Below are 22835 nucleotides of genomic sequence, written 5' to 3' on the forward strand. Positions count from 1 at the left end.
CGATCGACCTCCGGCCAGGCGCTCGCGGACCGGGTCATGGGGGTTCTTGCCCCATTTCCGGGGGCCGGGCGGCTTGACCTTGTCACAGTGACAACGTCTGTAATCGAGGTCGGAGGTGATCTGCATGGTGCAGGAGGACAGCGGCGGGACGGGTTCGCGACTGCGGGCGGCGCTGGCGGCTCCGGCCGCCTCGGTACGGCTGCAGGCGGCACTGACCGCAGGAACGCGCCCGCACGCCGAGCACGTCGAGCCGCTGGTCGAGCGGTGCGCGGTCGAGCCCGACTTCTTTGTGCGCGACATGCTGACCTGGGCCCTGACCCGGCACGAGGCTGCGCCGACCGTCGATCGGCTGCTGATCGAGCTGAAGTCGGCGACGCCGCAGGCCCGCAGCCAGGCCCTGCACACGCTCTCCAAGATCGGCGCTCGGCGCGTGTGGTCGGCGATCACCTCGGAGCTGCTGCGGGACTCCGACGACGAGGTCGCCCGCGTCGCATGGCGCACCGCCGCCGGGCTCGTTCCGCCGGGCAGCGAGGCCAGGCTCGCGGAAGAGTTGTCGACCCAGTTCAACCGGGGCGACCGCGACGTGCGACTGAGCCTCAGCCGTGCCTTCGCGACCCTGGGCGAGGCGGCCCTGCCCGTCGTCGAACGAGCGAAGGCCGCTCGCGACCCAGGGGTACGCGCGCACGCTATGGCCACCGAGCGGATCATGCGCGACCCCGAGGAGGGATTCGACGCCGCGATCGCGCAAGCGCAGCGAACCCTCGCGCTGCTCGGCGCACCCGTCGTCGTGGAAGGATGAACGGGATGCTGATCGGGGAAGTCGCCGAGCAGTCCGGGATCAGCACCCGGATGCTGCGCCACTACGACAGGATCGGACTGGTGTCGCCGACCGGGCGCACCCACGGCGGCTACCGGCAGTACTCGCCGGACGACGTACGTCGCCTCTTCCACGTGGAAGGGCTCCGCACGCTCGGCCTGAGCCTGCAGGAGATCGCTGACGTGCTCGCAGACCTCTCCTTCAGCCCGGCGTCGATGGTCGCACAGCTCCTCGCCCGCACGCGCGACCGCCTCGCCCGCGAGCAGGAGCTGCTCCACCGACTCGGGCAGGTGCGGGCGAGCGATCCGAACGCGTGGTCCGATGTGCTGCGCACGATCAGCCTCATGCGCGGGCTCGACGCGAACAGCCCGTCGGCGCGTCAGCGCCTGGTGCTGTCGCTCACCGAGCAGGGCGACGGGGACGCCGCGGTCCTGGCCCAGGCGGCCCTGAACGAGGCCGACCCGAACGTCGCCGGTGCGCTCCAGTGGGCCCTGGCCCGAGCCGGTGACGGTGCGATTCCGATACTCGCCGAGGCCCTGGACTCACCCGACCCTGAGCGGCGGCATCGCGCGTTGGCGGCGCTGGCGAAGATCGACTCACCGCGCGCGGGCGAGGTCCTCGCCGAGGCGCATCGGCACCCCGATCCGCTGGTGAGCGCCCGCGCCACCCTCGCGCGCGGTCGGCGCGGAACCGCCGACGCCATCCCCGCGCTCGTCGCCCTCGTTTCGAACGGTCCTGACGACGTCGAAGCCGCCGAGGTGCTCGCCGTGCTCGCCACCCGCTACGGCCAGGCCGATGACGTCGCGCGCGCCATCTCCGCCGAACTCGTGCTCGCCGCCGACTCGGCCCGCCAACGCCTGACCGTGGCGCTGGCCGATGTCCCCGGGCCGCTCGCTCGGGCCGAACTCGCGGCCCTGGTCGACGATCCGGACAAACGCGTCTCCCTCACCGCGACCTTCGTGCTCCGCACCCGGCCAGCGGAGCTCTGAACGACCGGCCCGTCTTTGCCCGACCGGGGGCATCGACGGCGCGCTCTCGGCCCCGGCTCCGCTTACCGCCGAAACGGTTCGCTTCGGCGGATCAGCGGAAGCCGTCGCGCAGGCGCCGGAAGAACCCGCCCTCCATGGGCAGCGGGGCAGCGGGCGGGGGAGCCTGGCTCCGCTGCCGGGCGATCGGCTGGTCGTAGTCGGTACGTGCGATGACGTCGACGACCTGCTCCTCGGTGAAGTCCTCCGACCCGGGAATGTGCGGGACGAAGCCGACGAGCATGCCGTCGCGCAGCACCTGCGCCTCCAGCCCGGCGGTGCCGTCGGTGTCCCACAGGGCCTCGCGTCCGTCCGGCAGCGCGATCCGGATCCCAGGTCGGCGGTGTCCGCCGGCCAGGGAAAGGTGGGCGGGCACACCGCGGTCACGCAGCACGTCCACCACTCGCCGGGCACGGTTCTCGTCCATGCGCCCACGTTAGCCAGCATGACTGTGTGTGAGCTGGGAATCCCCTGATGGCGCGCCGACACACGCGTTCGTGCGGCCTTCTGTTCCGGCGGCGGTCGCCCAGCCCGCCGGTGCAGGAGCTGACCGCGACCGGAGCAGGCTCCTAGGATGGTTGGGCGATGTGCCTCCAGGCACCCGCGAGGCCGGTAACCGCCGGTGGCAGGTGCTCGTTGCGATCACACGTGACCCCTGACTTCGGGCAGCCGCCGACTGCCGTGCCCGCCGTCCTGGCGTTTCCCGCCGCCTGCGACACCGTCGAGTTGAAAGCGGTCCTGACCGAGGCGGAGGGCCGCCGCGCGACGGCCTCGCTGGGCTTCGACCTCGGCGCCGGACTGTCCAGGCAGGTCTACTACCTGGACACCCCATGCCTGGAGTTGGAGGCGGCCGGGGTGATCGTCCGGGTTCGCCGGTCGGGCGACGCTCGCGCCGACGTGACAATGCGTTTGCGCCCGTCAGACCCTGCCGCGCTGGACCCAGGGTTGCGCCGCCACAAGGGCTTCACCGTCGAGCTCGACATGATCGGCGACGGGTTCGTGTGTACGGCATCGCTGAAGACCAAGCCGGACACCACGATGGTGGCAGAGGTGTTGGCGGGCAGGACCCCGCCGAGCACACTGTTCTCACCCCGGCAGCGGCGACTGTTCCAGACCTACGCACCGCCCGGCGTGACGCTGGACGGACTCGCGCTGTTCGGGCCGGTGCTCGTGCGCTGGGTGACGGGCACCGCCCGTGGCTGGCGGCATCCGCTCACCGCACAGCTGTGGGAGTTCCCCGGCGAGCCGGTACTGGAACTGTCCAGCAAGGTCGCCGCAGTCCGCGCGGCGGCGGCCGTGGCGCGGTGGCCGTCCTTCCTGATACGTCATCAGGTGGTCCCGCGACAGGCGCGACACACCAAGTCGCAGACGGTGCTACGGCATTCGACGCCGGTGCCCGCGCGCGGCTGACGCGAGCTGCGGTGTCCGGCAGTTCGGCCGTTCTCGCCGGGGCGGTACAGGTCGCCGCGCTGTGGCGACGCCGCGAGCGCGACCCCGAGGGCGGTGTCCGGCACCAGACGTGACCCTATTCCGGGCTGCGTCGCAGTTCGGCCCGCAGCTGCAGGAACCGGAAGACACCTGGTCGGCCCACGATCGTCTGGTACCTGGCGACGACGGTCTCCACGAACGCGGGAACCTCCTCGGCCGGTAGCCGCGACGTCCAGTCCGAGAATCCGACGGTGCACCACTGCGCGAACTGCTCGGGGGAGCTGAAGTCCCATTCGCGGTCGGCGACCGACTGCTCGGTGACCTTCAAACCGGCGCCACCCGCGATCGCGGCCAGATCGTCGGGCTCGATGTGTATGTACGGCTGCGCGAAACCGGTGAACGCCTGCGCCCAGCGGGGATCGCGCGTCACCTCCATCACGACGCGCTCGACGCTGGTGCGGGGACCGTGGCAGACGAACTGCACCAGCGCCCGCCCGTCGGGTTTCAGCGCCGCCGCGATGTTGCGATAGGCGGTCTTCTGGTCGGTCACCCAGTGCAGCGCGTTGAACGAGACCACGAGGTCGAAGTCCGGCCCGAAGGTCATCGTGGTGACGTCCCCGAGCTGGAACGACACGTTCATCAGCCGGTCGTCGGCGGTGCGGGCCACCTCGATCATCCGCGGTGACGCGTCCACGCCGAGGACGGATCCGTCCGGCACCCGGGCCGCGATCCGCCGGGTCACGTATCCGTCGCCGCAGCCCACGTCGAGGACGCGTTCGTCGCCCCTGACCACGACGGACTCGAGGGTTGCCGTCGCCATCGCCCGCTGCAGCCCACTGATGTGCGCGTAACCGGCACCGTCCCAGTCAGCCATCTAAGCTCCCGGTCCCGTCGGTGCTGCGCCCAGAACGTTGCGTGAAGACACGTAATGGATTCTCTCGCCCGTGATGTCGGAAAACCTCGCTACGCCAGATCTGGAGTGGTTCAAGACCGCCCTGCACGCTGGTTGTCGCCGATACCGCAGCATCTTCCGGACGTACAATCGATCGCATACGTGGCATTTCGTGCCCGACCAGTGCACATCGGGCGAGACTTTCCATGGGTCTCGTCGCCAAGGCGAGGCATCGCGCCACCTCGGAGCAGTCTGGTCCTTCCCCGACGAGGGACGCGTTGACGTGCGGGTGACGGAACATCGAGGAGGTAGGCATGAGCACCGAGACGGGCCAGGCAGCGGACGTCACGCAGCCGACGATCGACATGAAGCTGGAGGTGGTGGTCCTGCCGGTCGCCGACGTCGACCGCGCGCTCGCCTTCTACCGAGGGCTGGGCTGGCGGCTGGACGCCGAGTACGAGGCTGGCCCGACGTTCCGGATCGTGCAGCTGACACCACCGGGTTCGGCCTGCTCGGTCCACTTCGGCCGGGGACTCACCTCGGCGTCGCCCGGCTCGGCCCAGGGCACCTACCTCGTGGTCACCGACCTGGAGAAAGCACGCGAAGACCTGCTCAGCCGAGGAGTCGAGGTGAGCGGCGTCTACCACAACGTGTACGACAGCGGCGCGCAGGAGCGGGTCGACGGCCCCAGCCCGGACGGGCGCAGCTATGCCAACTTCGCCACGTTCGCCGACCCGGACGGCAACACCTGGGTGCTGCAAGAGGTGACCCAGCGGGCGCCGGGCCGCTGACCAGGGCCTCGCCGATCCGAAGTCAGATCCCGGTCCGGGCGCGGCGTCGGCCCGGTGACCGAACGCGACGCGGCCGGGCGTCAGGTCGACGCCCGGCCGCGGTGGCGGTAGGGGCTCAGCCGCAGGTGGCGCCGTTGAGCTTGAACACGGTCGGGTTGGTGTTGGTGCCGCTGAAGGTGGCCTGGAAGCCGAAGGACGTGCTGGCGTTGGTGGCCAGCGAGCCGTTGTGCCCGGCGTTCTTGGCGGTGACCGCGGTGCCGCTCTGGGTCAGCACGGTGTTCCAGGCGTTGGTGATCTGCTGGTTGCCCGCGTAGGTCCAGGTGACGGTCCAGGCGGTGATGGCCGTACCGCGGTTGGTCAGGGTGACCGTGGCGGTGAAGCCGTTGCTCCACTGGCTGTCCACCCGGTACGCCACCGTGCAGGCCCCGGCCGGGATGCTCGCCGACGGCGAGGGCGAAGCCGACGGAGATGGTGAGGGTGAAGCCGACGGGGACGTCGACGGGGACGGGGAGGCCGACCGCGAGGGGGACGGGGACGGCGAGGTCGGCGGGGACGACGGCGGCACCGACGGGCTCGGCGGCGGGCTGGTCACCACGCCGTTCTGGGCCAGGGAGTACGCCAGGTCCGGTACGAACGTGCCGGCTGACGAGGCGCAGCCGTCGGCCTCGCCGGGCGGCTTGACCCACAGGAACGCGTCGACGGTCGCCTCGTTGGTGGCCGTGGTCGGCGCGACGCCGGTGCCCCGGCCGGCCGGGTCGCACCATTCGCTGCCCAGCGGGCCCTTGCCGTTGCGGCTGACGTCGATGACCTGGTGCAGGTTGGAGTTGCCCAGGGCGTTGACCACGTTGCGGCCGAAGGTGACCTCGTCGGCGGTCCAGCGGAAGTTGGAGACGTTGGAGAAGAACCCGGCGGCGTTGGCCACGCCCGCGGCCTGCAGTCGAGAGGCGGTGTCGGCGGCGCTGTTCCAGGCGGAGTGTCCGGCGTCGAGGTACACCTTGACGCTCGGGTTGACCTGCTTGAGTTTGCCGACGGCGTAGCTGAGCGCCGAGTTGCGGTCGGCCTTCTCCGTGGCCGACAGGCAGGTCTGCAGTGCCAGGGAGTCTGGCTCGAGGATGACCACGGCGGTGCGGGTGCCCAGCCCGGCGGCGAAGGCGTCGACCCACGTCCGGTACGCGCTGTAGCTGGGCGCGCCACCGGCGCTGGCCCCGCCGCAGTCGCGGTTGGGGATCATGTAGGCGACCAGCACCGGGATCTGGTTGACCGCGTTGGCGGCGTTGACGTACGAGGTGACCTGCGACTGGATCGTGCTCTGGTTGTACGACGAGAACCACCGCGCCTGCGGCTGGCTGCCGATGCGCTGGCTGATCAGCGAAGCCCGCGAGTCGTTGGGGTTGGCGGCCAGCCACTGGTTCACGGCCGAGGTCGGGTCGCGGTAGAAGCTGCCGGTCAGCGTGCCGGCCGCCGCTTCGCCGCTGCCCAGTAGCAGGCCGGCGAGGGTGGCGGTGGCTACGACGGACACTGCGGAGACCGCGGCGGCGATCATCCGGGTGCGGCGTCGCGGTGATGGCGTGAGATCGGGTTTCAACGCATCTCCTGGAGACGTCTGTGATTGATCAGCATGATGCTGCCCAGACTTGTCCACTACGGACGCGCGCATTCACGGCGGCACCGCGGGTCGAATCTGCCCTTCACCCGCGCTGCGCCCACCAGACTCCCGGGCCATCATCGCGTCCGCGCCCACAGCTCGTCAACGCGGCCGCGGTCAACCCGCCGGACAGCGGTGGCCGGGAGAGGCATCTTGAGCGCGGTGCGGGCGGACGGCGATACGGCCGTCCGCCCGCGCCGGTGTCGCCATGGTTACGGGCAGCTCGGCTCGCCGGACTGGACCGGAACGCTGACCGCGTTCCACGCGGCCTTGACCGCGTTGAACTCGACGCAGCTGCCGGGGTACTGGCTCTTGGCCGCCGTCAGCGTCCAGAGCCGGTACTTGAGGTAGCTGCTCGAGGTGGTCTTCATCAGCATCGCGCCGTAGAAGATCTTCATGGCCTTCTGTACGCCGATGCCGGTGACGGTGGTGCTGTTGCAGGTCGGGCTCACCGGCTGGCCGGAGGCGTTGCTGCCGATGGCGACCAGGTAGAACCAGTGGTTGCCCGGACCGGCCGCGGCGTGGACCTCAGTGCCGGGGATGCTGCTGGAGTAGCAGTTCGGGTGCCCCTTCAGCGACGGGTTGTACATGTTGCGGATGGGCCCGCTGCCGGACAGGTTGATCTCCTCGCCGACCAGGAAGTCGGACGGGTCGTTGGGGTTGGCCGCGTAGAACTCCGTGGACGCGCCGAAGACGTCGGCCACGAACTCCTGGGTGCCACTGCGCGAGATGCCGCCGGGGGTGGTGTCGTCGACGCCGTGGCCCATCTCGTGGGCGATGACGTCGGTGGCACCGATCCAGGAGCCGGCGCTGTTCTTGCCGATCTGGACCTGCGTACCGTCGTAGTAGGCGTTGAGCTGGTTCAGGCCGACCCGGATCGGCCAGGCGCCGCCCGAGCCGTTCATGCCGTTGCGGCCCAGCCACGCGCTGAGCATCGAGGCTTCCTTCTCCGCGCCGTACAGGGCGTCGACGCAGCCGGTCTCCCGGTTGCTGCCCACACCGTTGCCCCACACGTCGTCCGGTCCGGTGAACGTCACGTTGCCGGTCGCGTTCTGGCAGGGCATGTTGGTGGTGCTCGGGCTGGACAGGGAGTACGTGCTGCCGCTGAGCTTGGTCGCGACGGTGACCGTGCCCTCCCAGTTGCCGTTGCCCGTGCCGCTGGTGACGTGCTCCAACTTGTCGAGCACCGCCCCGGTCCGGGCGTCGACGGTGACGGTCAGGCGGCTGGCGCCCTCGGCCCCGGTGCCCACGACCGTGGTCTGCCACGCCAGCTTCGCGGTGCCGGTCAGCGCGGACACGACCAGGCGGGTGCTCTCGACCGAGGTGACCTTGGTCAGCTCCTTGCGGGCCACCTTCTCGGCCGCGGCGGCGGTGATCGCGGGCGTGGTGGCGACCGCGCCGATCCGGTTCTGCTGGGCGACCGACGTGAACACGACCTTGCCGGCCGAGTCGGTGACGACGACGAAGTCGCCGCCGACGACGGGCAGGCCCTGGTAGGTCCGCTCGTAGGGGACGTAGGTGAGGCCGTTCGCGGCGACCGCGCCGCGCTGGGCGTACGTCTCGCCGACGCTGCCCATGATCGTGTCTGGTCGGCTGGTCACCAGGGCGTCCGCGCTGGCGGTGGCCGCCTGCAGCGGGCTCAGTGACGTCCCGGACGACTGGATGGGGGCGCTGCTGGCCGGGCTGGTGGCCGCGGACACCAGCACGAAGGTCGCGGCCAGGCTGGTCGCGGCCAGATGCCGTTTGCGGATTTTCACGTCTTCCTCCCTCGGCGTGGCTGGGGGTATAGCCACTGACCAATGTTTATATCGAAGAATGTAACTTTGAGGAAGGTTTGTTGGACGATATGGCGCAACCGCGCCGCCGCTCACGCGGGGAACAGCCACTCCATCGCGGCGAGGCTGTTGGCGACATAGGTGTCCCGTGCCGTCTCGATGCCGTACGCCAGGTCCTCGAAGACGCTGCACCGGGCGTGGAACACGGCGCGCTCGGCGAGCGCCGCGGTGTCGTCCTGGCGCCGCGCCAGGGCCGCGCGCAGCGCGGCTGGTCCGAGGTCGCGACAGAGCAGCCCGAGGTCGTACGCCGGGTCGACGATGGCGGCGTCGCTCCAGTCGATGACCCCGGTCACCGCGCATCCGACCGGATCGACGAGAACGTGCTCGATGCCCAAATCGTTGTGGGAGAACACGAGCCGGTGCCCGCCGCTTGGCGGCGCGGTGCCCAGGAACGCCTCGGCAGCCCGGCGGTGCGCCGCCGGAATCCACCCGGCGACCGTCCGGTAGGTCTCGGCGGCCTCGAGCAGCCACTGCGCCGGTGGCTGGTCGTCGGTGTCGACCAGGCCTGCCCACCGGTCGAGCGGAGACGCGTGCAGCACGTCGAGCAGTCCACCGAGTACGGCGGCGATCGCCGTGCCGTGGGCTTGTCGCCAGTGCGTGGACATGCCGGACAGCGGCACGCCGGGGAGCTTCACGTAGGCCAGGCAGCCCTGTTCGGGCGCGGCGAACGCCGGTATGGGCACCGGCAGCGGGCTGACCTCGGCGACGGCCGTGAGCAGGCGTGCCTCGCGATCGGCCAGCGCCGCCCGCCGGACCGGGTCGGGCTCCTTGCCGAAACGCACGATCAGCTCGCCGCCGACCTCGTACGCCACGTTGTCCAAGCCCTCGCCGAGCAGCCGTACCGCCTCGGTCGGGTAGCCGGGCAGGTGGGCGGCCACGACGGCGCGGACGTCGGCGAGACGGCGCGGCGTCCGGCTCATCGCGAGGTCGGGTACAGCTCGGACAGCGCGGTCACCGTGGCGGTGACGCGTTCGCGCAGCGAAGCCGGGGCCAGTATCTCCACCTGCGCGCCCAGGCGCAGGAACTGCGTCTCGGCATGGCTGTCGGTCTCGATCGGCACCAGCGCCACGATCCAGCCGTCCTCCTGCACCTCGCCCTTTGCCGCCGCGTCGGCGACCGCCTGCCCCATCAGGTGCGGCAGTCGCTCCAGAGCCTGCGGCGCCAGGCGGACCAGGGCCTCACCGCGGCGCAGCCGCGCGCGGAAGTCGGCGATGTGCGCGTGCCAGTGTGCCACCAGGTCGAACGCGTCGGGCCAGGCGAACGTCTCCGGCGTGACGGTCAGCTGCCGGATCTGGCCGACCCGGAACGTGCGCACGCCACGGTCACCGCGCGCGACCAGATACCACTTGCCCGCCTTGAGGACCAGCCCGTACGGCTCCAGCCGGTGCTCGGCCAGCGCGGTCCAGCCGTCGTAGCGGACCGTGAGAACCTGCTGGTGCCATACCGCTTCGGCGACGGCGGCGAGATGGTCGCAGCTGTCGCCGTCCTCGTACCAGCCGGGGGCGTCGAGGTGGAAGCGCTGCCGCATCCGCTCCGCTCGCTCGCGCAGCGCCTGCGGCAGCGCGGCGGACAGCTTCAACTGCGCGGCCGCGACAGCCTCGGCCAGACCCAGGTCGGCGGCGGCGCCGGGCAGCCCGGTCAGCACCAGGCCGCGCGCCTCGGCCGCGGTGAGCCCGGTCAGCTGCGTACGGTAGCCGTCGACCAGGGCGTACCCTGCCGCGTCGGCGTAGATCGGGATACCGGCGGCGCCCAGCGCCCGCACGTCCCGGTAGATCGTGCGCAGCGACACGCCCGCCTCGGCGGCGAGTTGGCCGGCGGTCTGCCTGCCGCGGCTCTGCAGCAGCAGGACGAGGCTGAGTAGACGGTCGGCGCGCATGGCCGAAATTGTGCCGCCCGGCACTGACAGAAGATGTCAGGGCCCTGGCCATAGCGTGGCCGGCATGACGAACACTGATTTCGATTTCCTGGCCGGTCGCTGGACCAGCCGCCAGCGGCGACTGGTCAAGGCCCTCGTCGGCAGCGACGAGTGGTATGAGTTCGACGCGACCCTGGACTGCCAGGTGATGCTCGACGGCGGCGGCGTCTTCGACGTGCTGCGCGCCCCCGAGCGCGACCTCGAGGGGGTGGCGCTGCGCCTGTTCAGCCCGCAGGAGCAGGTCTGGCGCATCTGGTGGGCGTCGAAGACCAGCGGCGGCCGACTGGACGTGCCGGTGGTCGGCCGGTTCACCGACGACACGGGCACGTTCGAGTGCGACGACGTGTGGGAGGGCACGCCGATCCGGGTCCGCTACGTCTGGTCCCGCACCCGCACCGAGCATCCCCGGTGGGAGCAGGCGTTCTCCACCGACGACGGGCAGACCTGGGAGGTCAACTGGACGGCCGAGTTCAGCCGGGCGTCCTGACCGGACGCCCTGGCCATTCGCCGCCGGTCCTCAGGTCAGGACGGGTAGTGCGTCCGTGCCGTGCTGAACGAAACCGCGCGCCCCGTAGTAGAAGCTGAGCCGCTCCTCAGGGTTCAGCCGCAGGTGCGGGCAGGCGTCGAGCAGCGCGGTCACGGCCGCGGCGACCTCGATCCGGGCCAGGGGAGCGCCGACGCAGTAGTGCGGCCCGACACCGAAGCCCAGGTGGGTGCCGCGCCGTTCCAGCCGGAATGTCTCCGGGTCGGGGTAGGCCTGTTCGTCGAAGTGCGCGGCGGCGATGCACAGGTAGACCATGCTCCCGGCCGGCACGGCGGTCCCGGCGACTTCGGTGTCGCGCACCGCCAGGCGGTACAGCCCGGCCGTCGGGTTCGCCCACCGGAACGCCTCGTCGATGGCCGCCTCGACCAGCCCGGGGTCGGCCCGCACCCGCGCCAACGCGTCGGGGTGTAGCAGCAGGGAAGACAGCGTCGCCGACATCATCTGGATCGTGGTCTCGAAGCCTCCGAGCAGCAGGCCCAGCACCGAGGCCGTGACGGCCTCGGGTGTGTAGGCCCCTTCGGCCTCGAACGCCCGGACGATCTCGCCGAGCAGGTTGTCGCGCTCGCCGTGCCGTTCCCGTTGGACCAGCCTGGAGGTGTAGTCGCTGAGTTGTTCGTAGGCCTGCATGCCCGGACCGGCCAGCGTCGGTTCCATCGGGGAACCGAGCCACATTATGATCGCGCGTACCCAGATCAGTCCCTGCTCGCCGAGGTCGTCGGGTACGCCGAGCAGGGCGAGGAAGACCTCCATCGGGTATCGGGCGATGGTCTCCTCGACCAGTTCGGCCCCGGACCTGCCGGCCAGCGCGCCGAAGGTCCGGGTGGCGATCGGGGCGACGACGGCGGCGTAGGCGGCGCTGGCCGAGGCGCTGAAGAACCGATTGTGTACGCGCCGCAGCTGTTGGTGGTCGGTGCCGCCGAGTGCGATCAACGCCTGGCTCATCGGGCCCATGCCGTAGAACCGGGTGCTGAACGTCGCGGTGTTCCGCAGCGCCGCGGCCACGTCGCGATGGCGTAGCACCAGGGGAGCGTTCATCAGTTCGTCGAACACCACCGGCTGCTGCCGCCCGAGAGCGGCCAGGGTGCGCCCGAGTGTGGCGGGCGAGCCGGATCGTCGGGCGAACGCGCTGTCGGCAGCTGCAATCATCAATCGAGTACAGCCGATGCCAGGGTGGGCGGGGGCGGCGCTGCCGGATGTCCGACAGTGAATTCCCCCTCGGGTGGGTCATGCCGAACGCGTCATACCCACGACGACGGCGCTCTATCACCGTTCGCGGCATGCTGACCGGAGGGACGGTCCGGCCGTTGTATCCGTCGCGGTGGGGGGGGGGGGGGGGGGGGGCCCCCCCCCCCCCGGGGGGGGGGGGGGGGGGGGGGGGGGGGGGGGGGGGGGCGCCCCCCCCCCCCCCCCCCCCCACGGTGGGTTCAGGGGGTGGCGCAGGTGGCGGTGGTGGGTACCGTCGTGTCGCCGTTCGGTCTCGACGCCTGGAAGCCCCAGGTGGCGCTGCCACCGGCCGGGATGGCGGCGTTCTGGCCCGCTATGCCGCGCACGGTGACGGTCTGGCCGCTGACGCTCACGGTGGCGTTCCACGAACCGGTGACCACGTGCCCGGCGGGCAGCGTGAAGGTGACCGTCCATCCGTTGAGGGTGGCGGTGCCCGGGTTGGTCACCGTGTTGGGCTGCATGACGTAGCCACCGCCCCATCCTGTCTGGAGGGTCAGTGCGGCCGTGCAGCCGCTACCGCCGCCGGCGGTCGTGACGGTGAGCGTGGGGGAGAAGGCCGAGGTGTTGGCAGCCGCGTCCCGGGCCCGGACCTGGTAGCGGTAGGTGGTCGCCGGAGTGAGCCCGGTGTCGGTGAAGGTCGCGGTGGTCGGCCTGCCCACCTGGGCGAAGGTGCCGCCGGAGGCGCCGGGAGCGCGGTAGACGTCATATCCGGCGACGCCGATGTTGTCCGTGGCGGCGGTCCAGGTCAGCGTGGTGGCGGTGGAACTCGTCGCCGAGGCGGTGGGCGTGCCTGGGGTGGTGGGTGGCTGGGTGTCCGGCGGCGGGCACGGTGGCGGGGCCGCGCTGACGGGCGCGGTGAGGGCCGAGGTGTTGCCCGCCGCGTCGCGAGCGCGGATCTCGTACTGGGCCAGGCCGCTCAGCGTGTCGGTGAACGTGGTCGCGGTGGTGGTGCCGATGACGGTGAACGGTGAGTTGTTGGTCGAGCGGAACACGTCGTAGCCGGTGACGCCTACGTTGTCGGTGGACGCGGACCAGTTCAGGGTGACGACGAGAGCGCAGCTCACGGTTGCCCGGAGTCCGGCCGGGACGCTCGGCGCGGTGCTGTCGGCGGGCGGGGTGCCGCCGAGCAGCGGGGTCAGCGCGGGATACCAGCGGTCGGACATCTTCTGGAAGCCCGAGTCGTCGGGGTGTACGCCGTCGGTGGTGTCGGCCGTGGTGTCGAAGCCGGAGAACTGGTCCACCACCGTGATGGGTGACTGCGCGGTCGACTTGCCGGCGGCCCAGGCGGGGATGGCGGCGTCGAGCGCCGATACGCCGGTGGGGCACCAGGAGCACCCGCTGGGTGTCATGGGGATGATCTGCGCCACGAGGATCTTCATGTTCGGGTTGTCGGCCCGCATCTGGTCGACGAGCTTGCCGTACGCGGCGAGGATCGTCGAGGTGGGCAGGTTGCTCCAGATGTCGTTGGTGCCCAGGTGCATCAGGACGATGTCCGGGTGGGTGGCGGCCAGCCAGCCCGGCAGCTGGTTCTGGTTGGCGATGCCGGTCGCCTGGAAGCCGCCGTGTCCTTCGTTGTCGCCGTCCCAGCCGTTGAGGCCGCAGCCTCCGCCGGGCAGCGTGCCGACGAAGTCGACGCCGGTGAAGCCGTTGCGTTGCAGGCGGTCCCAGAGCACGGCGCGCCAGCATCCGGGCCCGCCGGTGATGGAGTCGCCCAGCGGCATGATGCGTACCGGCGCGGCGGCGTGTGCGATCGTCGGGCCGGTGATCGTGATCACCAGCGCGATCACGAGCGCGCAGAGCGTGGCCAGCGCGGAGCGGCCGCGCCGGCCGCGCTCTGCGCCGGTGAGAGTGGTTGAGGGGTGCCGTCCGTGGCGTGCGGTCCGTAGCGGGTGGTGGTGTCGAGACATGGGCGTGCCTCCGCTGAATGTTGTTTACGCGCTTCGATGGAAGCGCTCCCACCATGCGTCCACATCGCACCGAAGTCAAGCTGGTGTCTGCTGCGCGAACTCGCCGACATCGACCTGTCCGTTCGCAGCGGCGATGCTGTACGCGACATCGGGGTCAGCGCCGTGGCGGTGACCGCCGCGCTGACCGCGCTGGCCGGCTGGGGGCCGCTGGCCCTGCTGGAGCGGCGGGTCAGGCGTCCCCGGCGTACCTGGATCGCCATCTCCGTCGCGGTGTTCGTCGTCTCGCTGCTCGCTGCCGCGAGCGGCGCGACCCCGGCGGCGCAGGCTCACCGGCCGGCCCGCACTCGGTCGTCGCGGCGGTCGTCATCGCGGGTGTGGACAGCACCGCGGCACGGGACCGACCGCTGGTGACGACGCGCTGACGTTCTCCGGCGTCGGCCCCGATGAGGGGTCGACGCACGTGTCGACCCCTCGTGCTCCTTACTCGCGGGCCATGGCGATGCGGTAGCGCTCCTCGGGCGCGAGCAGGTGGTCGGCATCGGCGGCGGCCTGGTCGATGTCGATCTGGATCCAGTCGATGCGGCCGGTGAAGGTGCTGTCGTGGGGCTGGTAGTCGTCGCTGACCGCGGTCCCGCTGTCGTTGCCGACGTCGGTGGTCTCGTCGGCCGAGAACACCATCGGCACGGTGGCGTCCACTCGGCCCTGGCCGACCTGGCGGCCGTCGACGTACAGGGTCGCCGTGCCGCCCTTGCCCAGGCCGCCCCCGTCGTAGGCGAACTCCATCCGCAGTTGGTGCTCGCCGGGGGGTAGGGACTGCTCGCCGCCGTAGACTTTGTACCGCTGCAGGCCGAACTGGTTGTAGCAATATGCGGGTCGGCCTTCGTGCAGGTACAGCGTCCAGCCGCCGAACGCTCCGCCCTGGGCGACGATGACGCCGTCGGCGCCGCCGTCGGGGATGGTGAGCTGCGCGGTGATCGCGTGGGACTTGTTCTTCAGGACCAGGACGGAGTTCTCCGACAGCCGTCCCATGCCGGCGTAGAGCATCTGGGTGCTGCCGCGGATCAGCTGGGGCCGGCCGGCGAGATCGGCGTTGAACCGTTCGTAGCGGCGGTCGTCCAGGGGCAGGACCTGGTAGCGGACTGCCTCGGTGAGGAACAGCCGTTGCAGTTCGGCGAGTTTGTCCGGGTTGTTCGCGGCGATGTCGCGGGCCTGGGTCCAGTCATCGGGGCCGTACAGCTCCCACACGTCGTCGTCCAGCGGCGGGGGCGGGGTGTTGATCCAGGGCAGGGAGTGGCGGGTGCAGGCGGTCCAGCCCTGGTGGTATATGCCGCGGTTGACGAACATCTCGAAGTACTGCGTCTCGTGCCGTCCGGCTGCCTGCGGGTCGTCGAAGGTGTATGCCATGCTGACGCCCTCGATCGGCGCCTGCTGGACTCCGTTCACGAGCGTGGGGTGCGGCAGTCCGGCGGCCTCCAGCAGTGTCGGTGCCACGTCGATGACGTGGTGGAACTGGTTGCGGATCTCGCCGCGGGCCTGGATCCCGTTCGGCCAGTGCACGACGGTGCCGTTGCGAACGCCGCCCCAGTGCGAGGCGACCTGCTTGGTCCACTGGTACGGGGTGTCCATCGCGTGCGCCCACCCGACCGCGTAGTGGTTGTACGCCCGCGGCGTGCCGAAGTCGTCGATGCGCGAGGTCATGAACTCGGTCGTCTCGAGGCCGGCCTCGCCATTGAGCACGATGAGCTCGTTGAAGCAGCCCTGCAGGGTGCCCTCTCCCGACGCGCCGTTGTCACCGATGATGACGTAGATCAGGGTGTCCTCGAGCGCGCCCATCTCGGCCAGGGCGTCGACCAGCCGTCCGACGTGGTGGTCGGTGTGCTCCAGGAATCCGGCGTACACCTCCATCTGGCGGGCCAGCACCGGCTTCAGGTCGTCGGGCATGTCGTCCCAGGCCGGGATCTCCGCCGGGCGGGCGGTCAGCTCGGCGTCAGCAGGCACGACGCCGAGTTCCTTCTGCCTGGCCAGGGTCGCCTCACGGAGCGCGTCCCAGCCCTGGTCGAACGCGCCCCGGTAGCGGTCGGACCACTGCGGCGGCACGTGGTGCGGGGCGTGGGTCGCGCCGGGCGCGAAGTACATGAAGAACGGCTTGTCGGGCATGAGCGCCTTCTGCTGGCGCACCCAGTTGACCGCCTGGTCGGTCATGTCCGCGGTGAAGTGGTAGCCCTCCTGCGCGGTGCGGTCGGGCTCGACCGGGACGGTGTCGCGGTAGATCGCCGGGGCGTACTGGTTGGTCTCTCCGCCGATGAAGCCGTAGAAGTGCTCGAACCCGCTGCCGGTGGGCCAGGCGTCGAACGGGCCCATCGGGCTGGTCTCCCACACGGGCACCTCGTGGCACTTGCCGAACTGCGCGGTGGCGTACCCGTTGAGCTTGAGGACCTCCGCGACCGGTGCCTTGCTCTTCGGCCGAATCGAGCTGTACCCCGGCGCCGACGTGGCGATCTCGGTGATGCCGCCCATGCCGACCGAGTGGTGGTTGCGGCCGGTCAGCAGCGCTTGCCGGGTCGGCGAGCACAGCGCGGTGGTGTGGAAGCGGCTGTAGCGCAGCCCGGCCTCGGCGAGCCGGTCGAATGTGGGAGTCGCGACGGGTCCACCGAAGGTGGAGGACGCCCCGAACCCGACGTCGTCGAGTAGCACGATCAGCATGTTCGGCGCGCCCTGCGGCGGGCGTATCGGCTTGATCGGGGGGAATGCCGTCGCGGGGTCCTTGGCGTCGTAGGTGACGGTTGCCGTCTGCTCCGGTTCGGTCATGGGCAGTACCGCCCGCCGTGCCATCTCGATGTCAGTCACCACATGCCTCCTCAGCGCCGGACCCTCAGTCTCTCCTCATGACGGGAAACACCGGGGCAAAACATCATGAATCACATACACGGGGGAGCGCCTCGTCGACGATTTGTCGGTCCGGGATGCCGCAGCCGCTCCTTGGCCACCGAGCGCCTTCGGCGTTGCATATGCGCAGGTCATCGGCCACAATGCCCGCATGGCCCCCACGTCATGGACCCCTGAACTGAGCCTGGACAGCCGGGCCGGCCGCTGCCGGCTGACTCTCGCAGGCGTCACCTACGGCAACGGCGAAAGCCTCCAACAGGCGAGCAACGACCTGCTGGTCAGGCTGCACGACCTCGCCGTAGGAATGCGTCACGGCGCCTACCGGCCCAGCTCCGAGGCGGGCGGCGATCCCCGAGTGGCGGGGTTCCTCTGGGAGATCGGCGAGCTCACGGCCCGCGGAGCCGACATTCGCGCCCGGGTGTTCGGCGATCCGCGCGCCTGACCGGCCGCAAGGACTGGCATCCGCAGGAGCGGCGAGCTGAGCGCACCCGGCCCGGCGCACAGATCCAGGGCGGTTCGCCACGGGTCTTCGCATGACAAGAGCCGCAACAGCGGCGGCCGCCAGCTTCGCTGACTGCACCGGTAATGCCGTCGGGCCTGTTTGGTGATCTCCAGCGGCCTCGTCGAACTGCTCGTTGCCAGCCATGCCGGGCTCCACTCCGCTCATGCGCCGATCGATGTGATCGCTGCGTATCCGTCAAGGTGGCCGCAGTTCAGCGCTGGGCAGCCGTGTTCGACTTCGGAAGGCGCCTCCCGCCGCCGGGCGGATCCCTGGTCTTGTTCATCTGTCTTCGAGCGCGGCGAGCGCGGTCTGCACACGGTGCAGGCGAGAACCGACGGTGTCGTGGTCGGGCCCGGTCGTCTCGGCGGCGAGCCGGTCCAGCAGTTCCCGCAGCCGGCGCAGGGTCATGGGGGAGTGTTCTGCGGCGTTGATGACGTCGTCGAGGGCGGTGCGCAGGTAGTCGTCCCAGCTCGGCAGAGGCACGGTGAGGCGGATTCGGCCGGTGCCATCGGTGAGCTGCCCCTGGTCGTGGGTGACCTGGGCAGCAAGGCGGAGCAGGTCGTCGATGTGGTTGAGGGCCTGCACAGCGGTGGCCGGGGCGTTGAGGCCGGACAGGCCGCGCAGGCTGATGTCGGCCAGTAGCCGCAGGGCGAACAGCGGGTCCTGGCGGAAGATGCGTTCCGGTCCGGTCGTCAGCGCGCCGACCACCGCGTCGGCGGGTATTGGGCCGCCGTGCACCCGCGCGATGACGGAGTCTGTCTCCAGTCGCGAGCCCACGGCGGTGCGCATCTCGATCACGGCGTCGGCGGCGGTGGCCATACGAATCATGCGGTCGGCGTCGACGGCGTGGAAGGCGGCGGGCGGATGCGGCCACCGCACGTCCACACCCTGGCCGTCGGGGCCGGCTGCGGTTGCGGCGTGGGGGTCGGGGCGCAGTGTCTCGAGCGCCTTGCGGCCGTTCTCCGTGACCGTGTGCAGAACCGGGGCGAGTTGCATGGAGTTGAACGCCTTGATCTGCAGATTGCGTAGCGCGAGGGCCGCGCCGATGGCCAGCAGCAGGGCGAACGCGGGCACGGCGGCGGAGGTGGTGCCCCGGTTGCCGACGTTGAGCATGGCGGTGAGGCAGAAGACGAACACGGCCATCAGGTAGGCGAAGGTGCGCCAGACCGCGGGGTCGTGGCGGAACAGCGGCAGCCGGGGGGTCAGCGCGTTGCCGGCCCACTGCACGACGAGCAGCAGCAGCGAGAAGACGACGGTGGTGGTCGCCCCGACGCCGAGCGCGATGGCGATGAGGGCGTCGACGACCCGCGGGGTGGGGAACGTCCGGCCGCCCGTGAACCTGGCCACGCACAGGCCGGCGGCAGCGCCGGCGACGATGAACGCCGTCGCGGTCACACCTGCGGGAAGCCGCCGTTCGGGCGGGGCGAGCTTCACGACGCGAGCCTACGACGACCAAAACCGTTTTGACCGGGTAATGATGCGATACAGGGCTTACCTCCATTTCGGGGCCGTCATGCGGATCATGCACGGGGACGCTGTGACGGGTGACGCCACATCAGAGGTCACCGCCGAGCAGCAGTAGCGGATGTGCGAGCACGTGCCGTTCGGCGGCAGGCCGACTTCACCGACGCCGACCAGGCAATCCTCGGCGCGTTGGAGCCGTGCGTGCGCGGCAGCTACCGCTGGATCGGCGCGGCGGCCGCTTCCTCGGACAACGACTTCGTCGGGCTCCCTTCGCCGACCCATCCTCACCAGCGCCGAGCAGTGCAAACCTCCGCCGAGGCAACCTCGCGCGGGGGTTGGCGTGTCCGAGTCGATTACTTGACAGTTATCGATGTTAGCGCTAACAATCACGGCGGTCGAACGGCGACGAGACATGTCGTCGACTTGCCCTCGTCGAGTCCTCAACGGCCACGAGCCCAGAAGGAGCGGCCCGCTCCGTTCGCTCGGCGGCGCTGCCGCCGCAAGTCAGAGGCGGGTCTTCCATGAGCGATGTGCTCGCGTCCGGTACTCCGCCAAGGCGTGGAGTTCGGACGGTGCTGACGATCGCAGCCGTCTTGGCCGTGGCTGGCGCGGCCGCCCTCGCGGTGGTGGCCACCGCGGACGCGGCGACGATCGACACGTCGGCGTACTACCAGCTCGTCAACAGACACAGCGGCAAGGCTCTGGAGATCGACAACGCTTCGACGGCCGACGGTGGAGCACTGGTGCAGCGCACCCCGAACACTGCAGCGACCAACCAGCAGTTCCAGTTCGTCGACTCCGGCGGCGGCTACTACCGCCTGCGGGCCCGCCACAGCGGCAAGGTCCTCGACGTGTACGAGCGCTCGACCGCCAACGGCGCCAACATCGTGCAATGGGCCGATCTCTACGGCCCCAACCAGCAGTTCTCGATCCAGGACATCGACGCCACCTACCTCCAGCTGATCAACCGCAACAGCGGCAAGGCCCTCGACCTGTGGGAATGGTCCACCGCCGAGGGCGCGCGGATCTCCCAGTACGACGACACCAACGCCACCAACCAGCAGTTCCGCCTGGTACGCGTCGGCGGCACCACGCCGTCACCGACAAGCAGCGCCGGCACCCCACCCGCGCAGTACTCCGCTCCCGGCCCGGTGGCCGGAGACGTGGGCACCCACGATCCGTCGGTGGTGAAGAAGCCGCCGCCAAGGACGCCCTCGGCCGGATTCCGGCGCAGCGCCGCAGGTGAGAAGCCGACGGCGGGGCGTCCAGTCCGCAGCCGTGGGCCTTCCCCTCGTAGACTGCGCGTGAGCGGGGCCGTAGCGCAGAAGTCGTCGCGCCTAACGATCAATTAGGATCACGCCGGTGCGAATCCGGCCGGTCCCGCTCCCCACAGACCGGCAGGGGTGTCGGGGCGAGGCGTCGGGCAGTACATTGCACGGCATTCGATCAACCCGCATCGAGTGAGGACCGCACCCTCATGCCAGCCAACCTGCCTCTGCGCGCACGTCGGATCGACATCTTCTTCGCGGTCGTGTTCAGCGCGTTCACCATCACCTCCCTCATCGCCGACCTCATGCCGACGCTCGGTTTCGACTTCAGCGCCCCGTCGGACAACTTCATCCTGAACTCGAACTTCTGGTACGCCCATGACACCGATCCGCTGTTCATGAGCCCGCCGGTGTGGATGCGGATCGTGACCGGCCTGTCCGCGCTGGTCTACATGCCGTTCTACCTCGTGCTGGTGTACGCGCTGATCCGCGGCCGGAACTGGATCCAGCTCCCGGCGGTGATCTACGCGACCATGATCTCCACGATCACCGGGATCATCGTGTTCGGCGTCGAGTTCTTCGGCGAGCCGCAGTGGCAGACCCCCAACCCGGCCAAGTTCCTCGCCTTCAATCTGCCGTACGTGCTGCTCCCGGTGCTTCTCCTGGCGCGTATGCGCAAGCCGGAGCCGTTCACCCGCCGGTTCTGAAACATGCTGTGGGCCGTGTGACCGGTGCCGAGGCCAGGGTCACGCGGCCGCCGCCGCCGCGCCGAAGAAGTCGCCGCCCTTGCGGCGGGTGTCGTCGGTGCCCCAGGCGCGCCCGCCGGGCACCTTGCGCAACCGGGGAATGTGCTTGGAGCAGTGGATGTAGGCCTCTTCGACGTCGACCACGACCCAACGTTCGGCGCGCCTGCCCGGCACCGTGTCCAGGGGCAGGCCCGGGTACTCCGACCGGGCCAATGCGTCCTCGACGATCCCGGCGCGGCCGTTGACGTGCAGGCCGATCACGTCCCGGACGAAGTCGACGAACAGCAGCCCGACATTGCCGTTCTCACCGATGTTGCCCAGGCTGGCCATCACCCCGTTGCCGCGATACTCCGGCCACAGCACCTGCCTCGGCCCGGCCACGTGCACGAACCCGGGCGGCCCCGCCCGGAACGTCGAATCGCACGCGCCGTCGGCATCGGCGGTGGCCACGAACATCATCTCCTGACGTCCGACGAACTCCCGCATGCGCTCGTTGAGGTGGTCGAGCACCTGCTGGTCGTAGAACCGTTCGGCCCGCTCGGTCGTGCCGTACCGATCCTGGAGGCGGTGTTCGCCGACCGAGCCACGTGCGGTGCCGACGCCCTCGCCCATGAACACCTCCCGCTTCGACGCACTTCAACCCAGGTGAGGCATCGAGGTTCACCGAGGTTGGCGTGAGCCGATCGCACAGCTTGTGCGACATGGACCGGGGAACGTGTAACAGATTCGGATGCGGCCACGACCTGTGTACGGGGAAGGCGGTATCCGCATGGCTGAGCTCGCCAGGTTGCTGAAGGAGAGCTGGAGCCTCGTCGACGAGCAGCAGGACAGGATGGCCGCCTACTTCTACGCCCGCATGTTCACCATCGACCCGAAACTGCGTGACATGTTTCCGGTCGCGATGGACGTGCAACGCTCCCGGCTGCTCGGGGCTATCGTCACCGCCATACAGACCCTGGAGGATCCGGAGCGGTTCGCCGAATACCTGGGCTCGCTCGGCCGGGACCACCGCAAGTTCTCCGTCCAACCCGAGCACTACGAGACGGTGGGCCGCTCGCTGATCGACGCGCTGCGCGCGTACGGCGCCGATCAGTGGAGTCTGGAGTACGACCAGGCCTGGCGCGACGCCTACGACGTCATCGCCCGCGTGATGATCACCGGTGCGGCCGAGGACCGCGGGCCGGCGTACTGGTACGCACAAGTCCTCACCCATGAGCGTCGCGGCCTGGACACGGCGGTGTTCACCTGCCGCCCGATCGAACCTCTGCCGTACCGGGCCGGACAGTACGTCAGCATCGAATGCGGCTACCGGCCCAAGGCCTGGCGGGCCTACTCCATGGCCAACGCCCCACGCGACGACCAGACCATGGAGTTCCATGTCAAGGCGCTGGGCGCGGGGTGGGTGTCCGGTGCGCTGGTCCGGCGACTGCGGCCGGGTGACATGATCCGCCTGGCGGCACCGATGGGCTCGATGACCCTGGACCGCGGCTCCGACCGCGACATCGTCCTGGTCGCCGGTGGCACCGGTCTCGCCCCGCTCAAGGCCATCATCGACGACCTCGCCACCACCAACCGCACCCGCTGGGTCCAGCTGTTCTACGGTGCCCGCACCCGCGACGACCTCTACGACCTACCGGCCCTGGCCCGACTCGCCGAACACCACCCGTGGCTGACGCTCATCCCGACCGTCAGCCATGATCCCGCGTACCCGGGTGAGACCGGGCTGCTCAGCGACGCTCTCGACCGACACGGGCCGTGGCAGAACCACGACTTCTACATCTCCGGCTCACCGGCCATGGTCTCCGCGACGCGACATGCCCTCACCCGGCTCCAGGTGCCGTCATCCCGCATCAGGCACGACGCGTTCGGACGCGACTGACGAGCCGGGCGGGGGGGGGGGGGCCCCCGCGCCGCCCGGGGGGCGCGGCGGGGGGGGGGGGTGGGGG

At 70.3% G+C, this 22835-nt stretch carries 21 protein-coding genes and 1 tRNA gene; 11 read left to right on the forward strand and 11 right to left on the reverse strand.

Going from position 1 to position 22835, the window contains the following annotated elements:
- The first annotated feature begins 124 nt into the window (after window positions 1-124).
- Window positions 125-799: a HEAT repeat domain-containing protein gene (locus tag KUA19_RS10365; protein ID WP_217395973.1), complete on the forward strand. Its 675-nt coding sequence runs from the start codon at window positions 125-127 to the stop codon at window positions 797-799.
- A gap of 5 nt (window positions 800-804) precedes the next feature.
- A complete protein-coding gene (locus KUA19_RS10370; RefSeq protein WP_217395974.1) occupies window positions 805-1806 on the forward strand; it encodes a HEAT repeat domain-containing protein in 1002 nt (333 codons plus the stop codon).
- Window positions 1807-1897: 91 nt separating this feature from the next.
- On the opposite strand, the gene KUA19_RS10375 is transcribed toward KUA19_RS10370, so the two are convergent.
- Window positions 1898-2269 (reverse strand): hypothetical protein, encoded by a 372-nt coding sequence (locus KUA19_RS10375; protein WP_217395975.1) that lies wholly within the window; start codon window positions 2267-2269, stop codon window positions 1898-1900.
- A 221-nt stretch (window positions 2270-2490) separates the two neighbouring features.
- Between KUA19_RS10375 and KUA19_RS10380 the strand changes: the two genes are divergently transcribed.
- A complete protein-coding gene (locus KUA19_RS10380; protein WP_217395976.1) occupies window positions 2491-3252 on the forward strand; it encodes a CYTH domain-containing protein in 762 nt (253 codons plus the stop codon).
- 115 nt (window positions 3253-3367) lie between these two features.
- Here KUA19_RS10380 and KUA19_RS10385 read toward each other — a convergent pair whose 3' ends face one another.
- Window positions 3368-4144, reverse strand: coding sequence for a class I SAM-dependent methyltransferase (locus KUA19_RS10385; protein WP_217395977.1), 777 nt, complete (start codon window positions 4142-4144; stop codon window positions 3368-3370).
- A gap of 332 nt (window positions 4145-4476) precedes the next feature.
- Here KUA19_RS10385 and KUA19_RS10390 point away from each other — a divergent pair, with 332 nt between their 5' ends.
- Entirely contained in the window at window positions 4477-4953 is a 477-nt protein-coding gene (locus KUA19_RS10390; protein WP_254549176.1) for a VOC family protein, read from the forward strand.
- A gap of 115 nt (window positions 4954-5068) precedes the next feature.
- Here the strand turns inward: KUA19_RS10390 and KUA19_RS10395 are convergent, their stop codons facing one another.
- The 4 genes from KUA19_RS10395 to KUA19_RS10410 form a co-directional block, all read right to left on the reverse strand.
- Window positions 5069-6538 (reverse strand): glycoside hydrolase family 6 protein, encoded by a 1470-nt coding sequence (locus KUA19_RS10395; RefSeq protein ID WP_254549177.1) that lies wholly within the window; start codon window positions 6536-6538, stop codon window positions 5069-5071.
- A gap of 272 nt (window positions 6539-6810) precedes the next feature.
- Window positions 6811-8355: a M4 family metallopeptidase gene (locus tag KUA19_RS10400; RefSeq protein WP_308167409.1), complete on the reverse strand. Its 1545-nt coding sequence runs from the start codon at window positions 8353-8355 to the stop codon at window positions 6811-6813.
- Between the two features lie 110 nt (window positions 8356-8465).
- Window positions 8466-9353, reverse strand: a complete 888-nt coding sequence (locus KUA19_RS10405) for a phosphotransferase family protein (RefSeq protein WP_217395978.1) — start codon at window positions 9351-9353, stop codon at window positions 8466-8468.
- Window positions 9350-10309 (reverse strand): helix-turn-helix transcriptional regulator, encoded by a 960-nt coding sequence (locus tag KUA19_RS10410; RefSeq protein WP_217395979.1) that lies wholly within the window; start codon window positions 10307-10309, stop codon window positions 9350-9352. The genes KUA19_RS10405 and KUA19_RS10410 overlap by 4 nt, the downstream gene beginning before the upstream one ends.
- Before the next feature lie 64 nt (window positions 10310-10373).
- Between KUA19_RS10410 and KUA19_RS10415 the strand changes: the two genes are divergently transcribed.
- Window positions 10374-10835, forward strand: coding sequence for a hypothetical protein (locus KUA19_RS10415; protein WP_217395980.1), 462 nt, complete (start codon window positions 10374-10376; stop codon window positions 10833-10835).
- Between the two features lie 30 nt (window positions 10836-10865).
- Here KUA19_RS10415 and KUA19_RS10420 read toward each other — a convergent pair whose 3' ends face one another.
- On the reverse strand, window positions 10866-12038 hold the full coding sequence (locus KUA19_RS10420) for a cytochrome P450 (RefSeq protein ID WP_217395981.1): 1173 nt from the start codon (window positions 12036-12038) through the stop codon (window positions 10866-10868).
- 278 nt (window positions 12039-12316) lie between these two features.
- Window positions 12317-13903 (reverse strand): GDSL-type esterase/lipase family protein, encoded by a 1587-nt coding sequence (locus KUA19_RS10425; RefSeq protein WP_308167410.1) that lies wholly within the window; start codon window positions 13901-13903, stop codon window positions 12317-12319.
- Window positions 13904-14059: 156 nt separating this feature from the next.
- On the opposite strand from KUA19_RS10425, the gene KUA19_RS10430 reads away from it, so the two are divergent.
- Window positions 14060-14434 (forward strand): DUF6069 family protein, encoded by a 375-nt coding sequence (locus tag KUA19_RS10430; RefSeq protein ID WP_217395983.1) that lies wholly within the window; start codon window positions 14060-14062, stop codon window positions 14432-14434.
- 69 nt (window positions 14435-14503) lie between these two features.
- Here KUA19_RS10430 and KUA19_RS10435 read toward each other — a convergent pair whose 3' ends face one another.
- Entirely contained in the window at window positions 14504-16870 is a 2367-nt protein-coding gene (locus KUA19_RS10435; RefSeq protein WP_308167411.1) for an arylsulfatase, read from the reverse strand.
- A gap of 190 nt (window positions 16871-17060) precedes the next feature.
- Here KUA19_RS10435 and KUA19_RS10440 point away from each other — a divergent pair, with 190 nt between their 5' ends.
- On the forward strand, window positions 17061-17351 hold the full coding sequence (locus KUA19_RS10440) for a hypothetical protein (protein WP_217395984.1): 291 nt from the start codon (window positions 17061-17063) through the stop codon (window positions 17349-17351).
- A gap of 339 nt (window positions 17352-17690) precedes the next feature.
- Here the strand turns inward: KUA19_RS10440 and KUA19_RS10445 are convergent, their stop codons facing one another.
- Window positions 17691-18845 (reverse strand): DUF2254 family protein, encoded by a 1155-nt coding sequence (locus KUA19_RS10445; RefSeq protein ID WP_217395985.1) that lies wholly within the window; start codon window positions 18843-18845, stop codon window positions 17691-17693.
- A gap of 551 nt (window positions 18846-19396) precedes the next feature.
- Between KUA19_RS10445 and KUA19_RS10450 the strand changes: the two genes are divergently transcribed.
- The 3 genes from KUA19_RS10450 (at window position 19397) to KUA19_RS10460 (ending at window position 20850) form a co-directional block, all read left to right on the forward strand.
- Window positions 19397-20227, forward strand: coding sequence for an RICIN domain-containing protein (locus KUA19_RS10450; RefSeq protein ID WP_217396327.1), 831 nt, complete (start codon window positions 19397-19399; stop codon window positions 20225-20227).
- Window positions 20186-20258: transfer RNA gene (locus KUA19_RS10455), tRNA-Asp, on the forward strand. The genes KUA19_RS10450 and KUA19_RS10455 overlap by 42 nt, the downstream gene beginning before the upstream one ends.
- Window positions 20259-20352: 94 nt before the next feature.
- Entirely contained in the window at window positions 20353-20850 is a 498-nt protein-coding gene (locus tag KUA19_RS10460; RefSeq protein ID WP_217395986.1) for an EXPERA domain-containing protein, read from the forward strand.
- A gap of 39 nt (window positions 20851-20889) precedes the next feature.
- Here the strand turns inward: KUA19_RS10460 and KUA19_RS10465 are convergent, their stop codons facing one another.
- The gene (locus tag KUA19_RS10465) at window positions 20890-21501 is read right to left on the reverse strand and encodes a pyridoxamine 5'-phosphate oxidase family protein (RefSeq protein ID WP_217395987.1); all 612 of its coding nucleotides are present in this window, start codon (window positions 21499-21501) and stop codon (window positions 20890-20892) included.
- A gap of 157 nt (window positions 21502-21658) precedes the next feature.
- Between KUA19_RS10465 and KUA19_RS10470 the strand changes: the two genes are divergently transcribed.
- Window positions 21659-22768: a globin domain-containing protein gene (locus tag KUA19_RS10470; protein WP_217395988.1), complete on the forward strand. Its 1110-nt coding sequence runs from the start codon at window positions 21659-21661 to the stop codon at window positions 22766-22768.
- The last annotated feature ends 67 nt before the right edge of the window (window positions 22769-22835 follow it).

The organism is Catellatospora tritici (genome assembly GCF_019083965.1).
Classification (GTDB): domain Bacteria; phylum Actinomycetota; class Actinomycetes; order Mycobacteriales; family Micromonosporaceae; genus Catellatospora; species Catellatospora tritici.